The following is a 24,954-nucleotide window of genomic DNA, read 5'->3' as shown; positions in this document are numbered from 1 at the left end:
AGACCTGTCAGCGGCATCTGTCGCGGTTAATTTCTCAAGTAGGAAGCGCCATTGGCATCGATAATGGCGCCGGTAAGATATTCGGTTTCGCTACCGGCCAGAAAGGCCACCAGATTACCGATCTCGGAAGGTCGCCCGATGCGGCCCAACGGACTTTGTGCAGCGACATCGTCCCAACCCTGATTGCGGATTCGCGGCGACGCCGCCGGCGTTTCTGTCCAGCCCGGTGCTATCGCGTAAACACAGATACCGTGGCTGCCCAGCGCCAGTGCCAACGACTGTGTTGCCGAGTTCAGACCAGACTTGGCGGCACCGTAGGCCGGCGCAGTGGGCTCACCACGAAAGGCGCCACGTGACGTTATATTGATGATTTTACCTGCACCTTGCTTCATCATCGGTTTGGCTACCTGAAAAGCCAGATTCAGCGGCGCCATCAGGTTAAGCTGCAGGCTTTGCTGCCAGTCACTTTGCCATTGCTCATAGTCTGCACTTTTGACGTCCTGTGGAGTAAATTGTCCGGCGGCATTAACCAGCACATCCAGTCGCTGATAGGCACCCAAAACGTCTTCAACAAGTTTTTCCGCATCTGTTGCGCTGGCAACGTCGGCGTAGAATGCCTGGTGCCCGTCGCCATCCAGCTCTTCCAGCAGCGCCAGCGCGTCATGCTTTTTACTGCGGTAGTTGACGGCAACGGTAAATCCGGCAGCGGCCAGCGCAATGGCACTGGCACGCCCTATTCCTGATGCCGCGCCAGTGACCAGCGCGACTTTTGGGACTGACATAACGACTCCTGTCGTGGACAACAGAGACCGAACCTTAACGATTGGTCTTGAGCAGATCTCTGATCTCGGTTAATAATTTCTCTTCCGCCGACGGCTCAACCGGAGGCGCAGCAACTACCGGCACGGGCGGGGGGTTACGCTTTAATCGGTTGATAAACCGGATTGCCATGAAAATGACAAATGCAATGATGGTGAAGTCAATCACCGTCTGCAGGAAGCGTCCATAGGAAATGACCACGGCGGGTACATCGGCAGATACCGCCTCACGCAAGGTGATGGCCAGGTCAGAAAAGTCGACACCCCCCAGCAATACGCCGATGGGTGGCATCACGACATCGGCCACAAACGAAGACACGATGCGTCCAAACGCGGTTCCTATGATGACACCAACCGCCATGTCGATGACATTGCCCTTGACTGCAAATTCCTTGAACTCCTGAATCATTTTCATGGCAACGACCCTCACAGATGTTGGTCAAACCAGCCTTTTAATGCATCAGCGGCTGTCACGCCATCAGCACCGGTGAACAGACCGTGACCGGCGCCTTCGATTACCACGAAGTCGGTAACGATGTCAGCCGATTGCAGGGCTGCATACATATTCTCACTGTGGCTGATATTCACCAGGTCGTCGGCGTCGCCGTGCACCAGCAATACCGGTGGGTCACCGGCACTGGCAAAATCGATCGGCGACACAGTAGGCGCCAATGCGGCATCAAAGTTCAATGCCGGGAAGTTGTCATTCGGACCGGTCATGCCACGAAGGTTCGTCGGTGGCATGTAGGCCACCACAGCTGCCGGACGATGCGGTTGATCGTCGGTGGACAGGCCTAACATCAATGACAGGTGACCGCCGGCACTGATACCGGAAACCCCGATCCGGGCCGGATCCACCCCATAATCCCCGGCGTTGCCGGCAATAAACTGGAACGCCTGTGACACATCACTCCATGCCTCCAGCACGTTGTAACGGGGGCTGCTGCCATGGCGAACCGCGAACACCGTGTAACCGGCATCCACCAGGGGCACAAACATGGATTCGTACGCATTCTGCATCATCGGGCTGGACATCCAGCCGCCACTGATCATGTAAGCAACCGCCGCACCATTGGCGTTGTCTTCGGGTTGATAGACATCCATCACCATTGCCAGACCATCTTTCTGGCCATAGACAACATTACGAACAGTGTCCGCCTGTGCCGAGGCTGATAGCACAAACAGCAGTCCCAACGACGAGATCAGAACAGACAGGGATTTTGTCGCGGACGACAGAGACAATACAGACATGGAGCGCTCCGGGCCCGCTGATCGCGGGCAAAGTTGAAATCGTAGGCCAGATTAGCCCCAGCCTGACAGCGAGTCAACCTGGCAGCAGAATCTGCCAGTATCCAACATCAAGCCATTGCCCGGCCTTGTAACCGACCTCTTGCAAGTGCGCGATTTTGCGAAACCCCAGTCGCTCATGCAACGCCACGCTTGCCGCGTTGGGCAATGAGATGCCGCCAATGACACTGTGTACCGAGCTGCGCTTCAACTCGTCCAGCAACGCAGTGTACAGGGCCGTGCCAAAGCCCCGGCCAACCGCGCCCGGTGCCAGATACACCGAACTTTCCACCGAGTAGAGATAGGCACTGCGGTTTTTCCAGGGGGTGGCGTAGGCATACCCCACCACTGTGCTCTGACCGCCGGATTCGGCTTCACCTACCAGCCACGGCAGCAATGCCGACTGCACCCCCTGCAGACGATCTGCCATCGCCACCGGCGCCACCGGAGTTTCCTCAAAGGTAACCACGGTGTTCGATATGTAATGGTTGTAGATATCAGTAATGGCTTTGGCGTCGGCCTGACTGGCGGGTCTGATGAAAATGGTCATGGATTCGTTTATCTTGAGTTATCAGTGGTAAAACGGTGCTAAACATAACCTGCCAGCTGCAGAAAATATAGCGCCGCGAAGCCAAGATAAAACAATCCCGAGGCCAGCATGGCCATGGCATAGAACAGGCCCGGCCGCAAAGCCTGAGGCAAACGGGTGCAGTTGACGAACAGCGCTGCCAGTACGATGAACGGCGTATGGACGGCGGCGATAATACCCGAGGCCGACATGATTTGTACCGGATTGTCGAACGCAAGAATTATCAGGACCGGCAGCAGCCCGGTGACGACGACAATGAACAGTCGTTTGAGAGATCGTCGTTTGAACATGGGCAACCGTGTGCGTTGCTGACACCATGCCAGCATCCTGACAGCCAACACTTGTTTCGCAGATTGCTGGCCGCCCCGAAGAAGTATCAGAGTCATATCGGCGAAGCTGCGCCCCCAGCCATCCTGATTGGCCAAAATGCTGCCACCCAATGCAATGATGATGGCGGCGAGCATCATGATCTCGCCAGCCACACCCCAGGTTTCGGAAAACAGACGGCTCAGATCCTTCGCCACATCGCTTCCCTCGGGCATGACGCCTGCCGGCGAGAGTAGTTCTGCGCCCAGTACCATAAAAGAAAAAATAACAGCCAGCCCGCCAAGCACCCCCAATGTTGCCGCGCCGGTCATGACACCAAGCCAGGCCCGCAGTCGCTGTACACGCGCCTCCGATGCCTGTGGCTCTGCATTGACATGATCGCTGGCAGATTGCTCAGCAATAAGACCGCCACCGTAACCCCGCGTGGCCGTCCAATAACCAAACCAGACGATGCCCATTGAACCTGCCAGAATGGTGCCTACCCATGGCAGGATTATATACAGATCAGGGTCCGCTGGTACTGTCGGCACCAATCCATCTGTAACGCCTTGCACGTCTGAAAACACGACCGCGGCGGCAACAACCGCCAGCAGCATCAGAATCATTGCCATTATCCGGCTCAGGCGCTCGATCTTCATGTAATGGCCACTGGCGGTAAATGCCGTACAGGTCACCACAATCAGCACACTGTAAACCGTGTTAGACCCAGGTAGCGCCGAACCCAGGGCACTGCCCACAATTGCGGACAAACCCGCTATACCCACCATCGCAGCACACAACTGGGGCACAAAAATAGTCCAGACCGCCCAATTCCTGGGACCGCTCAGTGTGTGCATACCCTCCAGCATGCTTTGCCCGGTAACAACGGAAAATCGCGCCATTTCCCGGATCATGACCCACATGAAAAAAACAACCAGCAATAGCACCCACAATAAATCGTACTGATAAGCAGAAGCGACGCGTGGTGTAAATAATATTGACCCTGTACCTACAGCCGACAACATCCACAACAGGCCAGGACCATACCACTTAAGCTTACCCAGCCCCGTTGGCGGTAATGGCACCTGTTCCCGAAACATTGTGTCACTTGTAGTACGATTGGTCATATGGGCTACTGCCTTTTACTGTTCTCCAATTGAATTTTTAATGTGATGTTTAGTGCCCGATGTCACTTGACTGGTGAGACCACCCACTCAGGCTCATCGAACTCGCCCAGCGGACGTATGTCACATAAGTGTGCCGCGCCTCTGATGATGTCAGCCACCGAGGTGTCATGTTTATTTTCCATGGCGTCGCGGCTGGCCTTGCTGTCCCAGCTGGCGATAGCAATCAACACACCGGGATCATCAAGTTTTCGATGCAGCTCTGTACCACGGGCTCCGGGTGCCTGCTGAATTATTTCGCTGGCACGCACCCAGGCGTCAGCGTAATCCTCTGCGGTGTACCCCGGCTTTATGTGCACTTCAAAGATGTATTTCATGCATCCTCCTGGTCACTATTCGTCCGGGTCGACGCCACGACATTACTGCGATGGCTGACCGACTCTCATTTTATAAATCGCCCGCTGCTGAATGGAGCAGACACAACGCTTGCTGTCGGCCATGAACAGGCTGAAAACACAGTCCGCGAACTCATGGCCCTTTTTATTAAACAGGTCGGTAATGGTCATTTCACTGATCAACGCGGTATTCAAGGGCACCGCCTGGAAGTTCTGCGCGCGGATCTCCAGGTGAATCCACGGACTCATGCTGGCGACGGCGGCAAAATGACGATTGGCGCAGCCCAACAGGAATGACATATTGGCATAACCACTTTCATTCCTGTTGTTGTCCGCAAGCGCCTGTGTTCTCAGCAGGACTGGCATATCACTTTGACGGCGCAGGTAAGCGGCCATCTCGTGCTGTGCTGACCACAAAAAGGTTTTTGCCGGACAACCTTGCTGACGCAGCTGCTCCATCACCTCGCGGTTTGCCGCAGGCGCCTGCCAGGCATCGGCCATGACCTCATGATTCTGGTACTCGGGCTCAACATCAAGAGCCTCTGGTAACCATACCTCCGAGATTGCGCATAATCTGTCGTCACTGAAAAGTTGCGCATGGTAGCGGTCTTCCGGCCCCTGCTGCTCAACCTCAACCATGAATTCGTGCTCGTCGTACAGGGGAGACTTGATCGTCGCGTGTGCCGCGCCGCGCTCCAGCCAATGCAGTCCCCAGGCTGTTACCGCAGGCTGAATCAGATAAGCCGAAACTGTTACACCGGGCACCAATGCGCCGGTAAAACCATACTCTCTGGCAAGTTCGTCGGAATGTATACGGTTATCAGAATCGGGTACCTGATTGAATGCTTCGCCACGCCATGACCTGATCGCCGGCACGACTATTTCAGGCCCCATATGCGAGCCACTGCGGTGTCGCTACCAAGGGTCGCCACAATCAGGCTGACTACGCTGACGACAAAAAATACAACGACGGGAACCACAGCACCCAGCTGCCCGGCCGCCAGGGCAAAGAACAGTGACACTCCAAACAAAATCAGAAACAGAGTGGCGGCAGCCAGCAGGATAGTGCGATGTGAGGGTCGGTAACTGGCAGCCGGCTCACCTTTTTCGAAAAAAGCCAGTACCGGGCGGCATAACTTGCGTAGCGCATCTTTCATTATTCGGTTTCCATTGGTTTTGTTTTACGTAGGCTGAGGAGCTCGACATCGATTGTCACTGACAGCGATGTCAGTGCTGCAGCACGTTTGCGTCCTTCAGCGTTGGCCCGATACAGATGCGGTGTCATGGTCAACAAATCCTGCACCAGACCGGCGTCCTGAATATGGGCCACATAGTTTATGGAATCAGATGATACCCGTTCAAATCCGGCGGGCAAGTCATCCCTATTGTCGCGTGCCGGCTTCAGGCTGGGATAAATTATCTCACGCAGCTCCCGCAAGTGTGCCGGGCCCGGGTCCAACTGAATCAGCGAGCCGTCGTGGCTCAGTACGCGGGCGAACTCACTGTATACCGGGAAGCCGAACATGCACAAGACCCGGTCCAGCGATCCGGACTGCACGGGCAGATTGGCATTGCTGCCCACTACCCAGCGCATGTTGTGATCCTGCCTGGCGGCGGACTGCACCGCCCATTTTGAGATATCCAGGCCCATCAGGGCCAGACGCCCGGGTCTGTCGGCAACCGCTGCCAGCTGTCGCAGATAGTAGCCCTCACCACAACCGGCGTCCAGACATCGAACGGTCTGCTGGTCGGTCAGTCCGCTCAGCATCGCTTTGCTGATCGCCGTGGCCACCGGTGTATAATACCCGGCTGCCAGAAACCGCTGCCGCGCAGCCACCATGTCCTTGCTGTCACCCGGATCGCGCGAGCGTTTCTTGTGTACCGGCAACAGGTTCACATACCCCTGGCGCGCCACATCGTAACTGTGCCCATGCTCACACCGCCAGTGCCCTCCGGCATCCCGCAGCACCGCACCATCCAATGGACACGCCAGCTGTGTAAATGGCATCAGGCTGTACAAAAAGTAATCCCTCCGTCCCCTTTAAGGTTTTCCTTTAAGGTTTCTGTCCTCAGCCTCGGCCAGGCGCTGGCGTGATTCGTGGCAAATGCCACGCAATCACTAAAATTAGTCGTTCAACCGGATTTCATAATAAAACACTTTAAGGTCACCAGCCAGAGACTGGCTACCAAAACCCCGGCAGTCTTGGTATTCTGATTCATCAGGATTGATAACTCACCAATTCAAATCCGACACAATTAAAAAAATGGACGTATGATCAAAACCAACAAGACTGAAGACGGACCAGTACTCTCAAAAAACGCCGCGATTTTTTCGCTGGCCGTTATTATTGCAGCCATTTGCGCACTCGCAGCCAACAGATTATGGCATCAGGACATTTCCGTTACATACGAAAACCGCCTCATGGAAAATACCCAGGTGTTTTTTCTGATGCTGGCCACAGCCATGCACCTTATGCAGACAGTTCGTCAACCCACCAGTTTCATTACAGTGCGTCAATGTCACATGGTGCTGGGGGTGTTGTGCCTGTCCATCATGGTGCGGGAAGTCGATATCGACAGGCTGGGGCCCCAGCAAGGCTGGGAAACCACCGAAACTCTGATCCGTCTGGCCGGGGGCGCTGTCTGGATCTGGTTGCTGACCCAGATCTTTGGCAATCGCCTGGCATTGTGGCGATACAAAGCCGACATTCTGTGGACAGCGACCAGTGTGCAGACAGGACTGGGCGTGATGTTCTACATGGCGTCCTGGTTCTTTGACAAATCCATTGTGGATCTGCCTGGCGAACGAAGTCAGCTGTGGGAAGAAACTCTGCAGATCAGCGCCACCGTCTTTCTGTTCACCGCAGCTCTTCGCCCCCTTTATTTGAAAACAGACTAACTGTTTTTATCCGCCCCCAGTTTATCCTGTGTCCGTGTTTCGAAATCACTGGCGTCATGTCGCTCACGTAATTGCTCATGCAATTCACCCCAGGATCGATTAACCATTTTACCGCGCTGCACCGCCGCTCTTTGTTCCAGCTCCTGCGTCCAGCGCACTACGTTTTTGTAGGTATGGGTCTGCAGAAACTCGGCAGCTTCATACACCTTGTTATTGACCAGAGCACCATACCAGGGCCATATCGCCATGTCGGCGATGGTATAATCGTCGCCCGCAATGTACTGGCTCACCGCCAACTGACGGTCGAGCACATCAAGCTGACGCTTGACTTCCATGGTGTAGCGATTGATTGCGTACTCATACTTTTCCGGCGCGTAGGCATAAAAATGGCCAAACCCGCCGCCCAGAAAAGGCGCACTGCCCATTTGCCAGAACAGCCACGACAAACACTCAGCGCGCCCGGCTGTGTCTTTGGGGATAAAGGCGTCGAACTTCTCGGCCAGGTAGAGCAACATGGCTCCGGACTCAAAGATACGTACTGGCGGCGACACACTGTGGTCGACCATTGCCGGAATTTTGGAATTAGGGTTTACGGAAACAAATCCACTGCCAAACTGATCACCTTCCATGATATTGATCAGATATGCATCATACTCCGCCCCCGAATGGCCCGCCGCCAGCAACTCTTCCAGCAAAATAGTCACTTTGACTCCATTAGGCGTTGCCAGCGAGTAAAGCTGAATCGGGTGCTTGCCAACTGGCAATTCCCTGTCGTGCGTGGGTCCGGCTACCGGGCGATTGATGCTGGAAAATCGGCCGCCGCTGACCTCATCGGGGCGCCATACTTTGGGTGGCGTATATGGTTTGTCGCTCATGCAATCTCCTTGGTTATTTGGCCTTCCTGTCAGCAACCCGGCATCGGGCGAGGTAACGGAACGCTCACGGATGTCATTGACTGCCGGTAATGGACTTATACCGTAGGTGGCAGTCAGAGAAGTTGGCAGTCTAACAACAGCCATCTGATAACAACAGCCCGGGCAGGAACAGGCGCATGGTCGCAGGCGCTTGCGGGCCTGCGATCCGGCAGCCACCGTGACGCATCGTGTTGCAGGAAGCGGACAACGAAAACTGCAATCCATAAATTTAACTATCTATTGCCAGAATTGCGCGTATAGTTAAATTGACGAGATAAATCACTCTCAGAACGTCGCGCCTCCAAAGCTTGGGCGCCGCATTCAGCCCACTCCCCCCCTTGCTTATAAATTTGCATTGATTCAATGCAACAGATCCCTTTATGTCCGGAAACATCCGCGCCATATCGCCGGGCACCTTGCCCTTGCAACACACACCAGGTACCAGCCTATGAAAGCTACAAAGCAACCTTTTTCGATGATGCTAAAAAGTGCCACAATCGCATTCGCCATATTCGCCGGCAGCGTGTCCGGCGCCTCCTTTGCCCAGACCATTCCTGATCTGGGCGAGGCCGCGCAATTCTCGGTTCTCGCAGGGTCGACAGTAACCAATACCGGTTCCAGCATCATCACCGGCGAACTCGGTGTCAGTCCCGGCACTGCGATTACCGGCTTTCCACCCGGCATTGTACGTTTGGGTCAGATTCGTTCAAATGACGCCATTGCCGCCCAGGCTGTCGCCGACACGCTGGTTGCATATAACAATCTGGCTGGCCAGGCGGTGACCACTGAACAGGCTGCCGCCCTGGGTTCAGGTATGGTGCTGATACCCGGGGTTTACCACTTTACCAGTGCCGCCGACATTACCGGTTCCCTAGTGCTGGACGCTCAAGGCAGCTCTACGGCAGTGTTCGTGTTTCAGGTGGAAGAAGCCCTGACGCTGAATAACAATGCCGCCATCAATCTGATCAATGGCGCAACCGCGAGCAACGTATTCTGGCAGGTAGGAACCTCGGCAACACTGGGGACCAGTTCCGCCTTTTACGGTAGCATTCTTGCTGGCGCGGGCATCACCCTGAATACGGGTGCTACTCTGGTCGGTCGAGCACTGGCCGGAACCGCAGTGACTCTGGATGGCAATACGGTAACGCTGTCGACCACAACGACTGGTGAGACACCAACACCGATCCCGGGCACCGAACTGCCAGGCATCGACAAGGTCATTAATTCAGCCGGTCAGGCGTCCACGGCCACCATCAAGGCCGGGGCAACGTCAAATGGCGGCGCCAGCTACAGCAGTAGCTTTTCAACCAGCGAGCAAATTGTGGTTAATGCTGAACTGGCCTTTGAAGCAGCGGATGTGGGCAAGGCCGCCAACGTGTTTGTCGTCATCAAGTACATCTCCACCACCGGCGTTGAGCAGTGGTTGATGGAGAACGGTGACGGTGACTTCTTTGTCTGGGATCAGAATGTAGAAACCCTGGTATCGATCTACAGCAGCAACAGCATCGGCAGCAGTATTTCTGGTGAATTGTTCAGCGGAACGCTGGATGCAGGCCGATACGAAATCTTTATCGGCTACACGGCGCAAGGTGGCGAACTGATCTACAGCGAAACACCACTGGCGTTTGTCGTAACCCAGTTATAAGTACGAACCCGGCTGTTACCAGCCGGGTTAAAAAATGGCGCCTCAGGGCGCCACTTTTTTGTCTGCGTTTTCAGCATTGCCTGCCTCTTACTATTGTCGAGTCTGACGCAGTAATGCTTGCTATCTGATCGCTATCGGATTCACTACGACCTGGACGGCGCCTTTAAACTTGGGCTGTCCCAGCACAAACATGAACTCTTGCACCTCATCTGCTGCCAATTCAGCGGTATTCATGCTCTCCAGAATATACACACCCTGCTTTGCCAACAGCGTCTGATGCACCGCAAATATACGCTGCGGATTCTCAAAGGGAATCACTTCCAACGCCGGGGTATCCGCTCCGATCGCCACCACGCCCAGCTCTGCCAGGTATTCAGCACCTTCCACACCCAGCCCCGGCTGACTGGAGATGTAGCGCTCATTGTCGACGCCCAGCAATTGCAGCCAACCGGTGTGAAACAACACCACATCGCCGCGCTGAATTTGTATTCCCTGGGCACTGGCCGCCGCATCAATTTCGGTGCGATTAAAGGCGGTGCCTTCCCTGACCATGTCGACTCCGAGATGCCGGGTCATATCCAGCAGCACCCCCCGCGTGACAATCGGCGGGATGTCATGCGTGCCCAGCTCCGCCAATCCGGTGTCGCGCACGATATCGGCCGCAGTCAGGCCATTGTAGTACTGGTTACCGATGCCCAGGTGCCCCAGACCATCGATCTGCGAACCAATGCCAAAGCTGGTAACGACGCGCTCATCATTGGACGTCACAACATCGGCGCCGACCTCAACATTGGCGCCTGAGGCGACAATATCGATATCATAGCTACGCCCCCCGTACGCTGGCGCGCCTTCTTCGGTATCAATGCCCAGCGAATAAACTTTGCCTGTGGTAATCAGCTGTGCCGCCGCCCGCACACCCCCGGCACTCAGGTTGTTGGCGGCGCCAATGCGATCATCCGCGCCGTAACGTGATGGCACCCAATCCTGCGCATGGACCGGGCCGGCAAAAGCACTGGCGACAAATGCGCCCATCACAACAGTCTTTAACGTTTTACGCATGACATTCCCCTGTTTTTTGTGGGCGCTTTCTTTGTGGGCGCTTTCTTTGTGTTCACTTTTTTTGTGTGAATTTTGTTCCAGAAATTTTCTAATCCACTCCCCTGCCAATTTCCCATCATGTGGCGTGGCAAAACTACGCTCAACCTGTGCCAGCATCTCGGGCGCCAACTGATCGGCGCGCAATTCCAGCAAAGCCCTGGCGTACTCAACACTGAATTCCGGATGCCCCTGAATCGCCAACACCCTGCCCGGAATGTAAAACGCGGCATTCGGACAAAAATCGTTACTGAGCAAGCGCATGGCTCCGGCGGGCAGACTCAGCACCTGATCCCGGTGGCTGACAATCAGATTTACCGATACACGATCGTCAACAAATGCCGGCTGCTGCTCCAGTTGATACTGCATGACACCCAGCCCCCAGCCCGCATCCGAGCGCCCGGCGCGGCCACCCAGGGCGTGCGCCAGCAATTGGTGACCAAAACACACGCCCACCATCGGTTTGCCGGCCGCAAACAGTGTTCGCGCATATTGTCGCAGTGTCACTATCCAGTCGTCATCGGCAAAGCTGTCGTATTTGCTGCCGGTAATCAGGAACCCGTCATACGACGCTGGATCGGCTGGGTACTGCCCGTCGATAACGCGATAGATTGACATCTCCCAGTCGCTACCGGATTGACCCAACAAGCGTTTGAACATGTCGCCATAGCTGCCATAGCGCGGACGTAAGGTGTCGTAAAGAATATCGGCATCAAGAATCGCGAGTTTCATATCGGTGCTACACTCGTTGTGTTGCGGAAATAATTTTATATCGGGCTTTTTTAACGATTTTTAAAAGGGTTCGTTGTCAAGGGCTCTGCTATGACAGGCCCCGGCTCAGATTCGCTGAATGATAGAAAATATCTATTGCACTGGTTTATAAAACGTCTTTCACCGGCCATTCAGACATGAGGTATAGTCGTGGACCACGCTTGAGAAAATATCGGATTCACCACCCCATCAACGATTGGAGACAGACATGGACAACAACAACGGCAATAATGCCGAAAAATGCCCGGTAATGCACGGCTCCCGTACAAAAATAGGGGGAAGCGGTACTTCTAGTCAACACTGGTGGCCCAACCAGCTGAACCTCAACATCCTGCACCAGCATTCGACGAAATCAAATCCGCTGGGTGAGGATTTCAACTACGCAGCAGCGTTCAAAAAACTTGATCTGGCCGCAGTTAAAAAAGATCTGGCCGACCTGATGACAGATTCGAAGGATTGGTGGCCCGCCGACTACGGCCATTACGGTCCTTTCTTTATTCGTATGGCCTGGCACAGCGCCGGCACCTACCGTATGGGCGATGGCCGAGGCGGCGCCGGTGCCGGAGACCAGCGCTTTGCGCCGCTGAACAGCTGGCCGGATAACGGCAACCTGGACAAAGCGCGCCGTTTGCTGTGGCCCATCAAGAAAAAATATGGCAACAGCCTGTCATGGGCCGACCTGTACATTCTGACCGGCAACGTAGCGCTGGAAACCATGGGGTTCAAGACCTTCGGCTTTGCCGGTGGTCGCGAAGACGTCTATCAGCCCGAAGAAGACATCTACTGGGGCGCGGAAGACGAATGGCTGGCCACCAGTGACAAACCCAAAAGCCGCTATTCCGGTGAACGGGACCTGGAAAACCCGCTGGCTGCGGTCCAGATGGGTCTGATTTATGTCAACCCGGAAGGCCCCGATGGCAACCCTGACCCTCTACTGTCGGCCAAAGACATCCGCGAAACTTTTGAGCGCATGGCCATGGATGACTATGAGACCGCTGCGCTGACTGCCGGCGGTCACACCTTCGGTAAAACCCACGGTGCCGCCGACCCTGACAAATATGTTGGCGCCGAGCCGGAAGCAGCCGCGATTGAACAGATGGGCCTGGGCTGGAAAAACAGCTTTGGTAGCGGCAAAGGCCGTGACGCCATCACCAGCGGTCTGGAAGGTGCGTGGACACCGACCCCGACAACATGGGACATGTCCTATTTTGAGGTGCTGTTTGGCTACGAATGGGAACTGACCAGGAGTCCGGCGGGCGCTCAGCAGTGGCAAGCCAAAGGGCTGGCCGACAAGGACCACGCCCCGGATGCCGAGGACGCGTCCAGGCGTGTGCACATCATGATGTCCACGGCCGATATGGCGATGCGCGAGGATCCTGCCTACCGCAAAATCTGTCAGCACTTCCACAAGAACCCGGAGGAGTTTGCTGACGCCTTCGCTCGCGCCTGGTTCAAGCTGACCCACCGCGACATGGGCCCCAAATCGCGTTACCTGGGCCCGGAAGTGCCGGCGGAAGACCTTATCTGGCAGGACCCGGTCCCGGCTGTCAGTCACGAGTTGATCGACACGTCGGATATCGCCGACCTCAAGGGCAAGGTGCTGGCCTCTGGCCTGTCGGTGTCCGAGCTGGTTTACACCGCCTGGTCTGCAGCCTCGACTTTCCGCGGCTCTGACAAGCGGGGTGGTGCCAACGGCGCCCGCATCCGGCTCGCCCCACAGAAAGACTGGGAAGTGAACCAGCCGGCGCAACTGAGCAACGTACTGAAGACCCTGGAAGGCATTCAGCAAGACTTCAACAGCGCGCAGTCTGGCAACAAGCAGGTATCCGTTGCCGACCTTATCGTTCTGGGTGGCAGTGCTGCTGTTGAAAAGGCAGCCAACGATGCCGGACACCAGGTGACTGTGCCGTTCGCACCAGGCCGGACTGACGCCACGCAGGAACAGACCGATGGCGATTCATTCGCGCCGCTGAACGCTGAAGCCGATGGTTTCCGCAATTACCGCCGCACCGCATTCACGGTACCTGACGAGGAAATGCTGATCGACAAGGCGCAACTGCTGACGCTCAGCGCACCGGAAATGACTGTGCTGGTGGGTGGCCTGCGGGTACTGGACGCCAACTACAAACAGGCCAGCCACGGCGTGTTTACCCGGACACCGGGCAAGCTGACTAATGACTTTTTTGTCAATCTCACGGATCCGGACACTGAGTGGACGCCAACTGCGGCCGATGCCGATGTCTTCGAGGGCCGTGACCGCAGCAGCGGTGAAGTCAAATGGACCGGCACCCGTGTCGACCTGATCTTCGGCTCCAACTCCCAGCTTCGTGCCCTGTCCGAGGTTTACGCCCAGGACGATGCCAAAGAGAAGTTCGTCAAGGATTTCGTTGCGGCCTGGACCAAAGTCATGAACGCTGATCGTTTCGATCTGGCGTAATTCACCGGCACACCCGGGCGCAGGCTGCCACAGCCTGCGCCCGGCAACGCCAACATCTTGTGCTTGCGCACCGCAACAGTGCAACAGCCTGTCTGACGCCCCAATGCGAATCCGGTAACAGCCCCGGTACGCATGATTCCCGCCTTCGTACAACAGGCACCCCTACCACCGTTGTTTGACGCATCGAAACCCGGCAACCCCTGATATATAAAGGGTCATCGCAATACGTCTCGTCGCCGATCCGACGAGCGGCTGCCTATGGCACCCAATTTGCTTAATCCAATTATCTGAAAATTGATCAGGTCAGGAGCAATGCCGCATGCCCAGTACGATATGTACATCCGACACTACCAACAAATCCCCCAAGTCACGACGAGCGCCCATGCTCAAAACCCTCGCTGCCTGCGCCCTGCTCTGCAGCGGTATGGCTACCGCAGCTGAAAACTGGGAACTGCCAGACGAGCTAAACAGCAAGCTCCAGGGTCTGGCATCCAATGAGCGAAGCTTCGTCACCAATGGCAGCTTTCTTCCATTCATGCCTGCGCGTCAAATGGAGCTTGAACTAACCAATCGTGATGCCGCCGGCGTACAGACACTGGTCTCCGACCTGATGGCAGTCGCCGGTGAAATGGGCTATGACGCCAGCCGCGATATGGGTGCCATGCCTCTTAATTTGACATCAACCGGCTTTAACGGCGGCATTCTGTTGCCGGCCATATTGCGTGACGACAAACGCAGCCCCGGGCCGTTCAGCGTCCATCGTTATCTCTTCCCCGAATCCGGCATTCCAACCTTTGCCGGCGCTCCGGTTGCCGTGTGGCCGGAAGACCTGACCGCCGGTTCCGTGGATGTTGCCATTGTCGGCATTCCCAGCGATATGAGCAGCGGCCGTCGCAACGCGGAAGCCGGCCCGAACGTCATGCGTTCACTGGATACCATCGCCGAGCCGGATATTCAGACGCTGGTAGACCCCATGAAAGCACTGAGCGTAGTTGACTACGGTGACTTCCGCGTCGACAACATGAGCATCGAGCGTTCAGTTGACCACGTCACTGACATGGTCGCAGAAACCTCAGCCACCAACGCCACCCCAATGATGGTCGGTGGCGATACGTCAATCCTGTACCCGGCGGTCAAGGGCGTTGCCCGCACGCATGGCAATGGCAGCTTCGGCCTGGTGCATTTCAGCGCCCACCCGGATGCCAGACGCGATGCCGTGCATACCATTTCTGATGACCAGGCACTGTTCATGTTGCTGGATGAGGGCATCGTCAATGGCGCTGACCTGATCACTGTGGGCCTGCGTGGCAATGCCGCTACCGAAACCACCTTGCAGTGGCTGCAAGACAGTGGCGTACGTTATCACACAATGGCCGAAGTCAATCGCAACGGCTATGCCGCCGTTATGGACCGGGTGGTCAGCGAACTGGAAGCGTTGCCGGAACAGCTTTTTGTTTCCATCGACGTCAGCGTCATTGACCCCGGTGACCTCATCGCGGCCGGCCGCGTATCCGCCAATGGTCTGAGCATAAACGATGTCACATCAACGGTGCGCTATTTGTGCGCAGCCCGCGAGATCGTCGGTTTCGAAATCACCGACATGGCACCCGCACTGGATTTTTCCAGACTGTCTGCCCTGAACTCCAATGCTGTGCTTAATGCCTGCCTGGTCGGCATGGCATCGCGCAAGGCCGGCTTTGCGCCGGACGCAATTCATCCGCTGGCGCTTGACCATGGTCAGGACTGAGCCCATGAACCATGGCCACAATCCTGACAGCGTCCTCAAACCCGCACTGATGACTGGAATACGTATGATGAAAACGAAAAATACCAAAACACTCACTAACACCAGACTATTACCACTCGCCGCTGCCATCATGTGGGCAGGCCTGAGCGCCAGCACCCAACTGGCGGCGCAGCCGGCCACAGCGGCGGATGAACCCGAGCATGTCACCGGCACCAACCCTTACCCTTACGATACCGAAGACCCGCGCGAGAACGACCGCCCGGGAATTGAATTACCTGACAGTGTGTCTGACAAGCTCGCTCTGCTTAGCGAAGAGCAGGTCGAATTTCTGCAAAGCGGCGATGCCGGTCGTTTCCGGGGCAGCCTGGAAGATACGGTTGAGTACCTTGAAGAGAACACGCCGGAACATATCCTGACCTGGGTCGAGGCCATGCAAGGCGTGATCAGCGCCCAGCGTTACGACGCAGATCGCGACGCACCCAATATCGCACTCAACACCGACTCCCCCATGTTCAATGCCTGGCGCCTGCGCCGGCCTGCATCCATGGACCCGGAGCGTGAGCCCGGCACCATTTCACTGGGTCGCTACAACGGCGGTGGCGGTCCTCCCACATTTGGCGGTTTCCCGCTGGCGCTGACGCCGGAAGACCTGGAAGCAGCCGAGGTGGATGTGGCGATTGTCGGCGCCCCTCTGAACATGGGCTCGGGCTGGCGCGATTCAGGCGCGCAGGCCACCACGGACATGCGCGTGCGGGGCCGCGCTTTGGGAGGCATGGACCAGTACGTTCAGGTTAACCCTGGCAGCGTACTCAATATCGTTGACTACGGTGACATTGCCATCGACAACGCCAGCACCGAACGCTCCATGCAACACATCCGCGAAGTCGTGCGCGAGATCGGCAACACCGGTGCCGTACCGGTCATCGTGGGCGGTGACCACTCGCTGTCCTACTCGAACGTCGCCGCGATGGCGGATGTGCACGGCAAAGAACGCGTATCAGTCATTCACTTTGACTCTCACTACGACGCCTGGTGGGGCAGCGCGCACCTGATCAGCCATGGTGCACCGGTCTATCGTCTGCTGAATGAAGGACATGTGCGCATGGAGGACTACATTCAGGTGGGGCTGCGCTCCAGCGGACCTGATGAAGCTGCCTTCAAATGGATGCGCGAAAACGGCATGCGTTATCACACTATGGCGGAAGTGGAACAGCGCGGCTGGGACGCGACCCTTGAACGGGTGGTGAAAGAGGCCAGCGAAGAAGGTCGCAAGCTTTATATCTCTTTTGACATTGACGTCATCGATCCGGCATTCGCCGTCGCTACCGGCACCCCAGTGTCAGGCGGCCTTGATATGCGCGAATCAATTACCATCGTCCGTCGACTGTGCGCAGAAGCCAACGTCGTTGGTTTTGAACTGGTGGAACTGCACCCGTACCTGGACCCGACTTACATGACCACGCTGAATAGCGCACATGTCATCAAGGCCTGTCTGACCGGGCTGGCCATGCGCGAAGAAGGTCTGACCGAGTCGTTCTACCTCAGCCCGGTATCATCAGAGCATGCGGTTGATGATTATTACGGCGATCAGGCGGATTTCCTGCGTCACACAGAAGCGCTGGAGAGAAAGGATGAAGACGAGGCTGTAGATCTGGAAGATGATCTTGAAGAGGCGGTAGAGCAGGAATGATTTGCGCCCGCCCGCTCACGCGGGCGGCACGCCTGTGCTGGCTGATGAAAAACCTATGCTACCCGGTGCAAAGCACAAACTTTGTTGCCTGAAGGGTCGCGCAGATAGGCCAGGTACATCTTGATGCCGGCGCCTTCACGCACGCCGGGTGGATCTTCACAGGCGCTGCCACCGTTGGCCAGGCCTGCTTTGTGCCAGGCATCGGCCGCCTCCGGACTGTCGGCAGCAAAACCGATGGTACTGCCGTTGCCATTGCAGGCGGCTTCGCCGTCAATCGGCTTACTCAAAGCAAAAACACCGGTTTTGGTCCGATAGAAACAACGCCCCTTGGCATCGACCATCCCCGGCTGAACGCCCAGGGCTCCCAGCGTAGCATCGTAAAATGTCTTTGATGCGTCAATATCATTGGCTCCCAGCATGATGTGGCTGAACATTCCTACTCTCTCCTTATCGTCGGCTGTCAGAAGCGACAGCCTTGTTGTTTAACGTGCATTAAAGCCAGAGTAACGCACACCCGATAAATCCGCCATCTCGCGATGCCAGGTTGCCAGGTCGTTGTTATTGAGCTGGTTCAGCGAATCATGACCGCAGGCCCGCGCCATGACCTGCATCAGCGCCACCGATGCCTCCAGGAAGTTCTTCAGCCGCCCGGCGGCGTCATCAATATCAAGGCGTTGCCGCAACTCCGGACGCTGCGTGGCGATACCCGCCGGGCAATTATTGGTATTGCAGATTCTGGCGCCCATGCATCCGATTGACTGCATGGCGCTGTTAGCTACGGCAATGCCATCAGCACCCAGCGCCAGCGCCTTGACAAAATCCGTCGGCACTCGCAAACCACCGGTAATAATGAGTGTCACCCGACCACTGGCGTTTTGTTTGTCCAGATAATGGCGGGCCCGCGCCAGCGCCGGAATCGTGGGCACGCTGATATGATCACGAAACATTTCCGGCGCTGCGCCGGTGCCACCGCCGCGGCCATCCAGAATGATATAGTCAGCACCCGCGTCCAGTGCAAACTGGATGTCGCGCTCAATATGATTGGCGCTTAACTTGAAGCCAACCGGAATACCGCCGGTTATTTCCCGGACCCGGCCAGCGAAGCTTTTGAAATGCGCAACGGTCGACAGATCCTTGAATGTAGGTGGCGATATCGCGTCCTCCCCTTCGGGAATGCCACGCACCTCCGATATTCTGCCCTGATTCTTGCTGCCCGGCAGGTGCCCCCCGGTGCCCGTCTTGGCGCCTTGACCACCCTTGAAATGGAACGCCTGCACGCGCGCCAGCAGTTCTTCGCTGTAGCCAAATGCTGCGCTCCCCAACTCAAAGAAATAACGTGAGTTTGCCTCTTGCTCTTCGGGCAACATACCGCCTTCACCCGAGCAGATGCCAGTGCCGGCAAGTTCGGCACCTTTCGCCAGGGCGACTTTTGCTTCTTCTGACAACGCGCCAAAGCTCATGTCGGATACAAACAAGGGCATTTTCAGTAGCAGCGGTTTCTTCGCCTCCGGTCCGATGACCAGTTCGGTTGCGACGGCCACATCATCCATCAGGGGTTTGTTAGCCATCTGCGCCACCATGATCTGTATATCATCCCAATGCGGCAGCGAATGCCGTGGCACGCCCATTGCCGTCATCGGCCCGTGATGGCCAACCGATGACAGGCCGTCCTTGGCAAGCTGCTGGATGAATGACAGTGTTGGTTCTTCCTTGGTCGACGTGGCGATGATGCCGGCATCTGCCGCCGCCTTGCCCACCTGGTCGTCTGTAAAGCGTTTGTGCGTGCCGTCACAATACGGCGGATTACGGGTGTGCTTGCATTGGCACAGGTAGGCATCTTCACTGCCCTCGGCAGTGAATTTCTTCGGCGTAATTCCCGTGCCTTTGTGAGAGCCGTCGCAGAAAGGCTGATCACCGGACCGGCCACAGGCACAGAAGAAGTAAGTCTCACCCTTGGTCAACGATTTCTTGATGGGCTTGTTATCCGCTACTATCGGTTCGCTCATGACAAAAACCTCTGTTTAAGTTGACTGGGCCAAGGGTATCAGTCCATGGTTACAACATGAATACAGAACCTTACGAACCCCTGACCTTAATGGATTTTAGCGATCCTTGCAGCATCACCGCCTGGCACCCTGTCAACGACAGTGTTATGGGTGGAGAGTCGCGCAGCAGCCCGCAGATTGTTGATGGCAGGCTGATATTCGCGGGCCGTATTGCCCTGACCAATAACAGTGGTTTTGCCTCCATTCGGGCCCGTAAACAGCACCATGATCTCAGTGCTGCTGACAGTGTGCTACTGCGCGTGCGGGGCGACGGCCGTCCTTATCAGTTCAGGCTGTATACCAATGCCCACTATCAGGGCTCCCGCATTGCCTACGCCACGACTTTCGAGACCATTGAAAACACCTGGCTGGAGCTGCGCCTGCATTTCAGTCAGTTGCAGGCCACCGTGCGCGGCCGGAAATTGTCAGGCCCGGCCTTTGACCCGGCCGGCGTCGAAGAAATGGGTTTTCTGCTCGCCGATAAACGCGAAGGTTCCTTTCTACTCTGTGTTGACTGGATCAAGGCGATTTAGACGGTCTGCGTTAAAAGTCATTGTATCGCCCCGAAACGAGGAGTAAGTTCAATTAACAGGCAGGTGCTGTGCTCGATGCCGGCAGCCGCAGACCTTTACTTTTTACACACGGGTACTGAATACCCGAATGGAGACCAAACCGATGGGAGTTGAAATTAATGGTGTACTGGGCCTGATCTGGCTGATTGTGATCATCTGGGCGGTGGTTCAGGTGGCGCAGAGTTCCGCCGGCGGCACCAGCAAACTGCTCTGGATACTCGTATTGCTGTTATTGCCGGTACTGGGGCTGATACTGTGGCTCTTGCTGGGGCCCAAATCGTCCAAAAAGCGCTAGCGCGCTCAGGGCGCAAACCAGAATTCGATTTCATCCGTGTCTGCGTCAAAAGTGGCAGCGTGAACGGTGTTGGCAGGCACGTGATACCAGTCACCAACACCAAAACGCTGCTGACTGCCATTTATGGTCAACAGCAACTCCCCTCGTGTAATCACGCCGTAGTTGTCTGTGTCATGGGTATGCGGCGGGATCTCGGTGCCGGCCGGGTAGGACGCAAACAACACATCGCCGCCTGTTGCTGCCAGTTTGTAAGCATCAAAACGGCCATCAAACACCGGCAATTGCTTTATCCTGTCAGGGTATTTTCCGGACATCTGACTGACCTCTGTGTGCCTCGGTGGCAATCCTGTTAATCCAATATTAATGTAAAGTTCATTATCAATTCGTAATCTATCACTACTGTGGGTGGCTGATAACCCACACCAGGAGTGATAGCATGAAATACTTGGCAATAACGATCGGCGCAATAGGCATGTCAGCTTCGCTGACAGTCTCTGCAAATGATCATGGCGCCGCCGTGGCAGACAGTGTCATCGACCAGCAGAATCAGACATTGCTGGAAAACACGGCCGGCCAGGGTTTTGGCCCGCAATCACCGCGCGACTTATCCAATCACCACGGTGACAATCAGCGCATATTCAGCATGGCACCGGCGCATGATGAGATGAACTTGTGCAACATCCACTTTCACGCAAGTGCCGAGCACAAAGGTGGGCAATTCACGAGTTACGCCGGCAATGGCGACGGCCACGGCAATCACACCGGCTTTGTCTACGACGGTGAATTGGCCAGTGCCCTGCTAGCGCCGGTCAGCGGGCAAATCTGCCCGGCCAATAACGCATCGCTGCAGCCTGGCGACACCATCGAAGTGCACTATGTATTCTCCAGCGCGCAGATTGCGCCCGGACCAACCCTGGGTGCTTGCCTCAACGATAACACCATGAATACCCAACTTCGCGTGGAAGGTCAGGTCTTCGTGCTGGTCAACGATCGATCAGCGCTGGACTTCTCCGAGCTGGCGGCTATCGGCGAGCGCAATGGTTATCACCAGGCACTGAACATCCCGACCAACACAGGATCGCCAATTCAATACGCAGGATCAACGACGGGACCGGCTTACAATGAAAACGGATCGCCCTTGCTGGTGAGCTGGAGCGTCCGCCCTGAGGTGGCGTTTGTTGACATCGAAACCGTGGGTGACTGGTGTAACGACAACGTGTTCGCTGAGAGTGCAGCGCATGGCGTTCGCAATCTGGTGACGGCTCCGGCACTGTTGTCGCCAATCGAATGATTGGCGCAATACCGGGTTACGGGTTCTGGGATAACTGGAAGCGGTAACCCAATCCCCGGACAGTCTGGATCATGGAAGCGGCCGGTGAGGCAGGATCTATTTTCTGCCGCAACCGGCTGACATACACGTCGACAATATTGGTCAACGGCTCGGACTGACTGCCCCAGACCTTGTTGAGGATCCGTTCCCGGGACAATGCCTTGCCGCTGTTCTGCATCAGGAATGCCAGCAGATCAAACTCCAGACTGGTCAGCGGGATATCCTGTGCATTCAGACACACCAGGCGGCTGCCCTGATCCAGAGTCAGGCTGCCGTGCCTGAGCACACTGTTGGTGCCTTGCTGCGGGTCGTCCAGGCGTCTTCCCAGTGCCTGTACCCGTGCCAGCAACTCTTCAAAATCAAACGGTTTACACAGATAGTCATCGGCCCCCGCGCGCAAACCGGCCACCCGTTCATTAACGTCATCCAGCGCTGTTAACAGTAAAATGCGGCTCTGCGGCGAGCGCTGCAGAATCATGGGTAACACCTGCACGCTGTCCTCTGTGCCAAACAGTCGGTCCAGTACAATCACATCGGGCTGATGTTGATGGGCCTGCATGCTGACCTGATGCAATTCGCTGACCGTGACACAGTCCAGGCCTTCAGCACTGAGGCCACGTGCAATAAAATTCAACAGCGGGCGTTCATCATCCGCAATCAGCACTTTCATGATGACGACTCCATAGGCAGGCATAACGTGAATGTAGAACCCTGGCCCGGCACTGAATCGACACTCAGTACTCCGTGGTGAGCTTCTGCGATGGTTCGCGCGATAGCCAGGCCAAGACCTGAACCTTCTATCGAACGATTGACCCTGACGAAGCGCTCAAATATATACGGAAGGTCGGATGGCGCAATACCAACGCCTTGATCGGTAATTTTGATCAGCAACTCATACGGCCGCTGCAACGCCTTGACCAGAACGGTTGTATCGGGCTCAGAGTACTTGATGGCGTTGTTTATCAGAATCGCCATGAGCTGAGCCAGCCGGTGTTGATCCCCGGAGAGCAGCGTCTGCGGACTGTCGATATCACATTCAAACGCAATCCTGTAATCCGGTGCGAGGCGACGCCAGTGATCGACCTGCTGCCTGAGCCAGGGCTCGATCGCGAACGTCTCGGGCTCCAGTATCAATTGGCCAGACTCGGCCCGCGCCAGCAGCAGCAGATCGTCAACCAGCCGGCTCAGCCCCACAGCCTGGCCGTGGATCACTTCCAGGGTCTGTCGGCCTGCAGTTTCACTGATCACAGGCTGACGCAAGGTGACCTGGGCCTCACCCCGGATGACGGTCAGTGGCGTGCGCAGCTCATGACTCAGATCTGCCAGGAACTGACGGCGCCTGTTATCAATATCGGTAAGTTTGGCATTTGCATCCGTCAGTTCACGGGTGCGCTGCTCGACTTCAAATTCAAGCTGCTTTCGGGAACGCTCCACCGACAGCTCATGCTCCTGCAACTGTCGGCCCATGGAGTTAAAGGACTCGACGATAGGATCAAATTCGCTATCCAGGTTATCCGGCAAGCGATGGTCGTAGCTACCCTGCGCCAGCGCTTTGGCACCATTGGAGATCGCCTGCAGTGGCGGATAGAGTTGATTGATCAACCACCAGCAGGCCAATATGATCAGAGGCAGACCCAATACACCAAACGCTACGGTGAACCATACAATTGCGGTATTCAGCATATCAATGCGGGCATTGATAGCCACAACCACACTGCTTTGCCGGGTGACCGCGTCGTTGATCGCTTCACGGAACTGATTGTCGATCGTGACCTCAAGCAAGGTACGCAAACTGTCTTGCATATTCAACGGGACATCATCCCGGTTGGCGGCGATAGCGCGAAATTCATCAATGATCTGCGCAATCAGCTGAGCAAGCCCCTCCGTGTCCTCAACACTGCCGCGCGTAATCTCAAGGCCAAGTTGTTGGCGTTGCGCAAGCTCGAGACGACGAATGTTATTGATGGACTCGTCGATTTGCTGCTGCTTGTTGCGCACACCCGCCTGGTTGGCAGTCTGCCCGAATATCAATCCATCCGTCAGTTGTTTGAATAACCGATAGGAGATACTCGACAGCTGCTGATGCTCGATAAGCAACGTCTGCGCCATGGTGCTCTGCGAGAGATTCTGCCGGGTAATTTGTGCCGATACCGCAGCTGCCATCAACACCACAATCAGGGCCGCCGTGGAGACACCGGCAAACAGGTACAGTTTCCGCTTAAACATGCTGGGTTGCCTTTGTCATCACAGTTGCGAAGCTCTTTACGCTAACACGGGAGGGTCGGTTCACACACAGGAATCGAGATCGTCACCTTGCCACCCAACCACCACACACCGGAAATACCTGTCCGACAAAACAATCTGCCGCACTGCTGCACAGATAGGCGGCAAACATGGCGTCCTCGCGGGCGCTGACCAGGCGTCCTAGTGGCACTTCGCGCGCCAGCCGGTCCCTGAACTTCGGATTAGCCTGCACTTCTGCCGGGAAGTAAGTCGGATTATCTACAAAATTCTGCGCAATGGCATTAACCTGAATATTCGATGGCGCGAGCTCCACACCCACGGCCTGAACGTAGGCAAGCTGCGCACCGCGAGCAGCGCTGTAGGTGGAAGCGCGCTTCATGCCTTTGAGGGCTGACGCACTGCCAACGACAAGTATCTTGCCGGCACCACGCTCCCTCATCATCGGCACTGCTGACCTGATCAGCCTGGGAAGCGGGTCCACCAACGCCGCGAATACTTCCCGCCACTCGTCCTCGTCAACATCCGCTGCTGCCGTACCCGGTGCCAGCACTGACAGGTTGGCGATCACAACATCAATATCACCCGCCTCACGCATCATCACCTCGACATTGTCAGGCGCTGACAGGTCAAGCTCATTCCTGATGACAACGGCACCCTGTTCGGCAAAGACTTCGCAGAAGACCGGCCCCATAAACTCGGAGGCTTGTGTGATCAACACACGCTTGCCTGTCAGACTATTATCCATGAACAG

The 24,954-nt window shown here is 56.1% G+C and carries 25 protein-coding genes; 8 read left to right on the top strand and 17 right to left on the bottom strand.

The features are described from left to right. Window positions 1-26 precede the first annotated feature (26 nt). From ENH71_RS07320 to ENH71_RS07280, 9 genes are all read right to left on the bottom strand, one after another. Window positions 27-782, bottom strand: coding sequence for an SDR family NAD(P)-dependent oxidoreductase (locus ENH71_RS07320; RefSeq protein ID WP_294135797.1), 756 nt, complete (start codon window positions 780-782; stop codon window positions 27-29). 34 nt (window positions 783-816) lie between these two features. Then, window positions 817-1,233: a large-conductance mechanosensitive channel protein MscL gene (gene mscL / locus ENH71_RS07315; protein WP_294135799.1), complete on the bottom strand. Its 417-nt coding sequence runs from the start codon at window positions 1,231-1,233 to the stop codon at window positions 817-819. Window positions 1,234-1,244: 11 nt separating this feature from the next. Next, on the bottom strand, window positions 1,245-2,069 hold the full coding sequence (locus tag ENH71_RS07310) for an alpha/beta hydrolase (protein WP_294135802.1): 825 nt from the start codon (window positions 2,067-2,069) through the stop codon (window positions 1,245-1,247). Window positions 2,070-2,142: 73 nt separating this feature from the next. Next, on the bottom strand, window positions 2,143-2,655 hold the full coding sequence (locus ENH71_RS07305; RefSeq protein WP_294135805.1) for a GNAT family N-acetyltransferase: 513 nt from the start codon (window positions 2,653-2,655) through the stop codon (window positions 2,143-2,145). Between the two features lie 38 nt (window positions 2,656-2,693). Next, window positions 2,694-4,127 (bottom strand): Nramp family divalent metal transporter, encoded by a 1,434-nt coding sequence (locus ENH71_RS07300; RefSeq protein WP_294137641.1) that lies wholly within the window; start codon window positions 4,125-4,127, stop codon window positions 2,694-2,696. A 62-nt stretch (window positions 4,128-4,189) separates the two neighbouring features. After that, window positions 4,190-4,501: an antibiotic biosynthesis monooxygenase family protein gene (locus tag ENH71_RS07295; protein WP_294132651.1), complete on the bottom strand. Its 312-nt coding sequence runs from the start codon at window positions 4,499-4,501 to the stop codon at window positions 4,190-4,192. A gap of 42 nt (window positions 4,502-4,543) precedes the next feature. Next, complete coding sequence (locus tag ENH71_RS07290; protein WP_294132648.1) at window positions 4,544-5,413, bottom strand: hypothetical protein; 870 nt, start codon at window positions 5,411-5,413, stop codon at window positions 4,544-4,546. Continuing rightward, window positions 5,398-5,676 carry a hypothetical protein gene (locus ENH71_RS07285; RefSeq protein WP_294132645.1) on the bottom strand — a complete coding sequence of 93 codons (279 nt, stop codon included), beginning with the start codon at window positions 5,674-5,676 and terminating at the stop codon, window positions 5,398-5,400. Before ENH71_RS07285 ends, ENH71_RS07290 begins: the two co-directional genes overlap by 16 nt. After that, a complete protein-coding gene (locus ENH71_RS07280) occupies window positions 5,676-6,527 on the bottom strand; it encodes a putative RNA methyltransferase (protein WP_294132641.1) in 852 nt (283 codons plus the stop codon). Before ENH71_RS07280 ends, ENH71_RS07285 begins: the two co-directional genes overlap by 1 nt. A gap of 414 nt (window positions 6,528-6,941) precedes the next feature. Between ENH71_RS07280 and ENH71_RS07275 the strand changes: the two genes are divergently transcribed. Beyond that, window positions 6,942-7,418, top strand: a complete 477-nt coding sequence (locus ENH71_RS07275; RefSeq protein WP_294132638.1) for a hypothetical protein — start codon at window positions 6,942-6,944, stop codon at window positions 7,416-7,418. On the opposite strand, the gene yghU is transcribed toward ENH71_RS07275, so the two are convergent. Further along, entirely contained in the window at window positions 7,415-8,293 is an 879-nt protein-coding gene (yghU, locus tag ENH71_RS07270) for a glutathione-dependent disulfide-bond oxidoreductase (RefSeq protein WP_294132635.1), read from the bottom strand. The genes ENH71_RS07275 and yghU overlap by 4 nt on opposite strands. A 487-nt stretch (window positions 8,294-8,780) precedes the next feature. Between yghU and ENH71_RS07265 the strand changes: the two genes are divergently transcribed. Next, the gene (locus ENH71_RS07265) at window positions 8,781-9,977 is read left to right on the top strand and encodes an ice-binding family protein (RefSeq protein ID WP_294132632.1); all 1,197 of its coding nucleotides are present in this window, start codon (window positions 8,781-8,783) and stop codon (window positions 9,975-9,977) included. Between the two features lie 120 nt (window positions 9,978-10,097). Here the strand turns inward: ENH71_RS07265 and ENH71_RS07260 are convergent, their stop codons facing one another. Further along, on the bottom strand, window positions 10,098-11,804 hold the full coding sequence (locus ENH71_RS07260) for a cyclase family protein (protein ID WP_294132629.1): 1,707 nt from the start codon (window positions 11,802-11,804) through the stop codon (window positions 10,098-10,100). Between the two features lie 247 nt (window positions 11,805-12,051). Between ENH71_RS07260 and katG the strand changes: the two genes are divergently transcribed. The 3 genes from katG (at window position 12,052) to ENH71_RS07245 (ending at window position 17,717) form a co-directional block, all read left to right on the top strand. After that, window positions 12,052-14,280 (top strand): catalase/peroxidase HPI, encoded by a 2,229-nt coding sequence (gene katG, locus ENH71_RS07255; protein ID WP_294132627.1) that lies wholly within the window; start codon window positions 12,052-12,054, stop codon window positions 14,278-14,280. A gap of 319 nt (window positions 14,281-14,599) precedes the next feature. Continuing rightward, complete coding sequence (locus ENH71_RS07250) at window positions 14,600-16,027, top strand: arginase family protein (protein ID WP_294132624.1); 1,428 nt, start codon at window positions 14,600-14,602, stop codon at window positions 16,025-16,027. A gap of 64 nt (window positions 16,028-16,091) precedes the next feature. Continuing rightward, window positions 16,092-17,717 carry an agmatinase family protein gene (locus tag ENH71_RS07245; RefSeq protein WP_294132622.1) on the top strand — a complete coding sequence of 542 codons (1,626 nt, stop codon included), beginning with the start codon at window positions 16,092-16,094 and terminating at the stop codon, window positions 17,715-17,717. Between the two features lie 53 nt (window positions 17,718-17,770). Here the strand turns inward: ENH71_RS07245 and ENH71_RS07240 are convergent, their stop codons facing one another. Both ENH71_RS07240 and ENH71_RS07235 read right to left on the bottom strand, forming a co-directional pair. Continuing rightward, window positions 17,771-18,151 (bottom strand): VOC family protein, encoded by a 381-nt coding sequence (locus ENH71_RS07240; RefSeq protein WP_294132619.1) that lies wholly within the window; start codon window positions 18,149-18,151, stop codon window positions 17,771-17,773. Between the two features lie 48 nt (window positions 18,152-18,199). Then, window positions 18,200-19,723, bottom strand: coding sequence for a glutamate synthase-related protein (locus ENH71_RS07235; RefSeq protein WP_294132616.1), 1,524 nt, complete (start codon window positions 19,721-19,723; stop codon window positions 18,200-18,202). Window positions 19,724-19,779: 56 nt separating this feature from the next. Between ENH71_RS07235 and ENH71_RS07230 the strand changes: the two genes are divergently transcribed. Together ENH71_RS07230 and ENH71_RS07225 are read left to right on the top strand one after the other, a co-directional pair. Further along, window positions 19,780-20,295 carry a CIA30 family protein gene (locus ENH71_RS07230; protein WP_294132613.1) on the top strand — a complete coding sequence of 172 codons (516 nt, stop codon included), beginning with the start codon at window positions 19,780-19,782 and terminating at the stop codon, window positions 20,293-20,295. 142 nt (window positions 20,296-20,437) lie between these two features. Next, complete coding sequence (locus ENH71_RS07225) at window positions 20,438-20,629, top strand: PLDc N-terminal domain-containing protein (protein ID WP_294132611.1); 192 nt, start codon at window positions 20,438-20,440, stop codon at window positions 20,627-20,629. Window positions 20,630-20,634: 5 nt separating this feature from the next. On the opposite strand, the gene ENH71_RS07220 is transcribed toward ENH71_RS07225, so the two are convergent. Then, window positions 20,635-20,943, bottom strand: coding sequence for a cupin domain-containing protein (locus ENH71_RS07220; RefSeq protein WP_294132607.1), 309 nt, complete (start codon window positions 20,941-20,943; stop codon window positions 20,635-20,637). Window positions 20,944-21,065: 122 nt separating this feature from the next. Between ENH71_RS07220 and ENH71_RS07215 the strand changes: the two genes are divergently transcribed. Continuing rightward, entirely contained in the window at window positions 21,066-21,920 is an 855-nt protein-coding gene (locus ENH71_RS07215) for a delta-class carbonic anhydrase (RefSeq protein WP_294132603.1), read from the top strand. 16 nt (window positions 21,921-21,936) lie between these two features. On the opposite strand, the gene ENH71_RS07210 is transcribed toward ENH71_RS07215, so the two are convergent. From ENH71_RS07210 to ENH71_RS07200, 3 genes are all read right to left on the bottom strand, one after another. Beyond that, window positions 21,937-22,629 (bottom strand): response regulator transcription factor, encoded by a 693-nt coding sequence (locus ENH71_RS07210; RefSeq protein ID WP_294132601.1) that lies wholly within the window; start codon window positions 22,627-22,629, stop codon window positions 21,937-21,939. Continuing rightward, the gene (locus tag ENH71_RS07205; RefSeq protein WP_294132598.1) at window positions 22,626-24,185 is read right to left on the bottom strand and encodes a sensor histidine kinase; all 1,560 of its coding nucleotides are present in this window, start codon (window positions 24,183-24,185) and stop codon (window positions 22,626-22,628) included. Before ENH71_RS07205 ends, ENH71_RS07210 begins: the two co-directional genes overlap by 4 nt. 82 nt (window positions 24,186-24,267) lie before the next feature. Beyond that, a complete protein-coding gene (locus tag ENH71_RS07200) occupies window positions 24,268-24,948 on the bottom strand; it encodes an SDR family oxidoreductase (RefSeq protein WP_294132595.1) in 681 nt (226 codons plus the stop codon). Window positions 24,949-24,954: the final 6 nt, after the last annotated feature.

This window comes from Pseudohongiella sp. (assembly GCF_011050365.1).
Classification (GTDB): Bacteria; Pseudomonadota; Gammaproteobacteria; order Pseudomonadales; family Pseudohongiellaceae; genus Pseudohongiella.
This window is presented reverse-complemented; position numbering and strand designations above follow the sequence as displayed.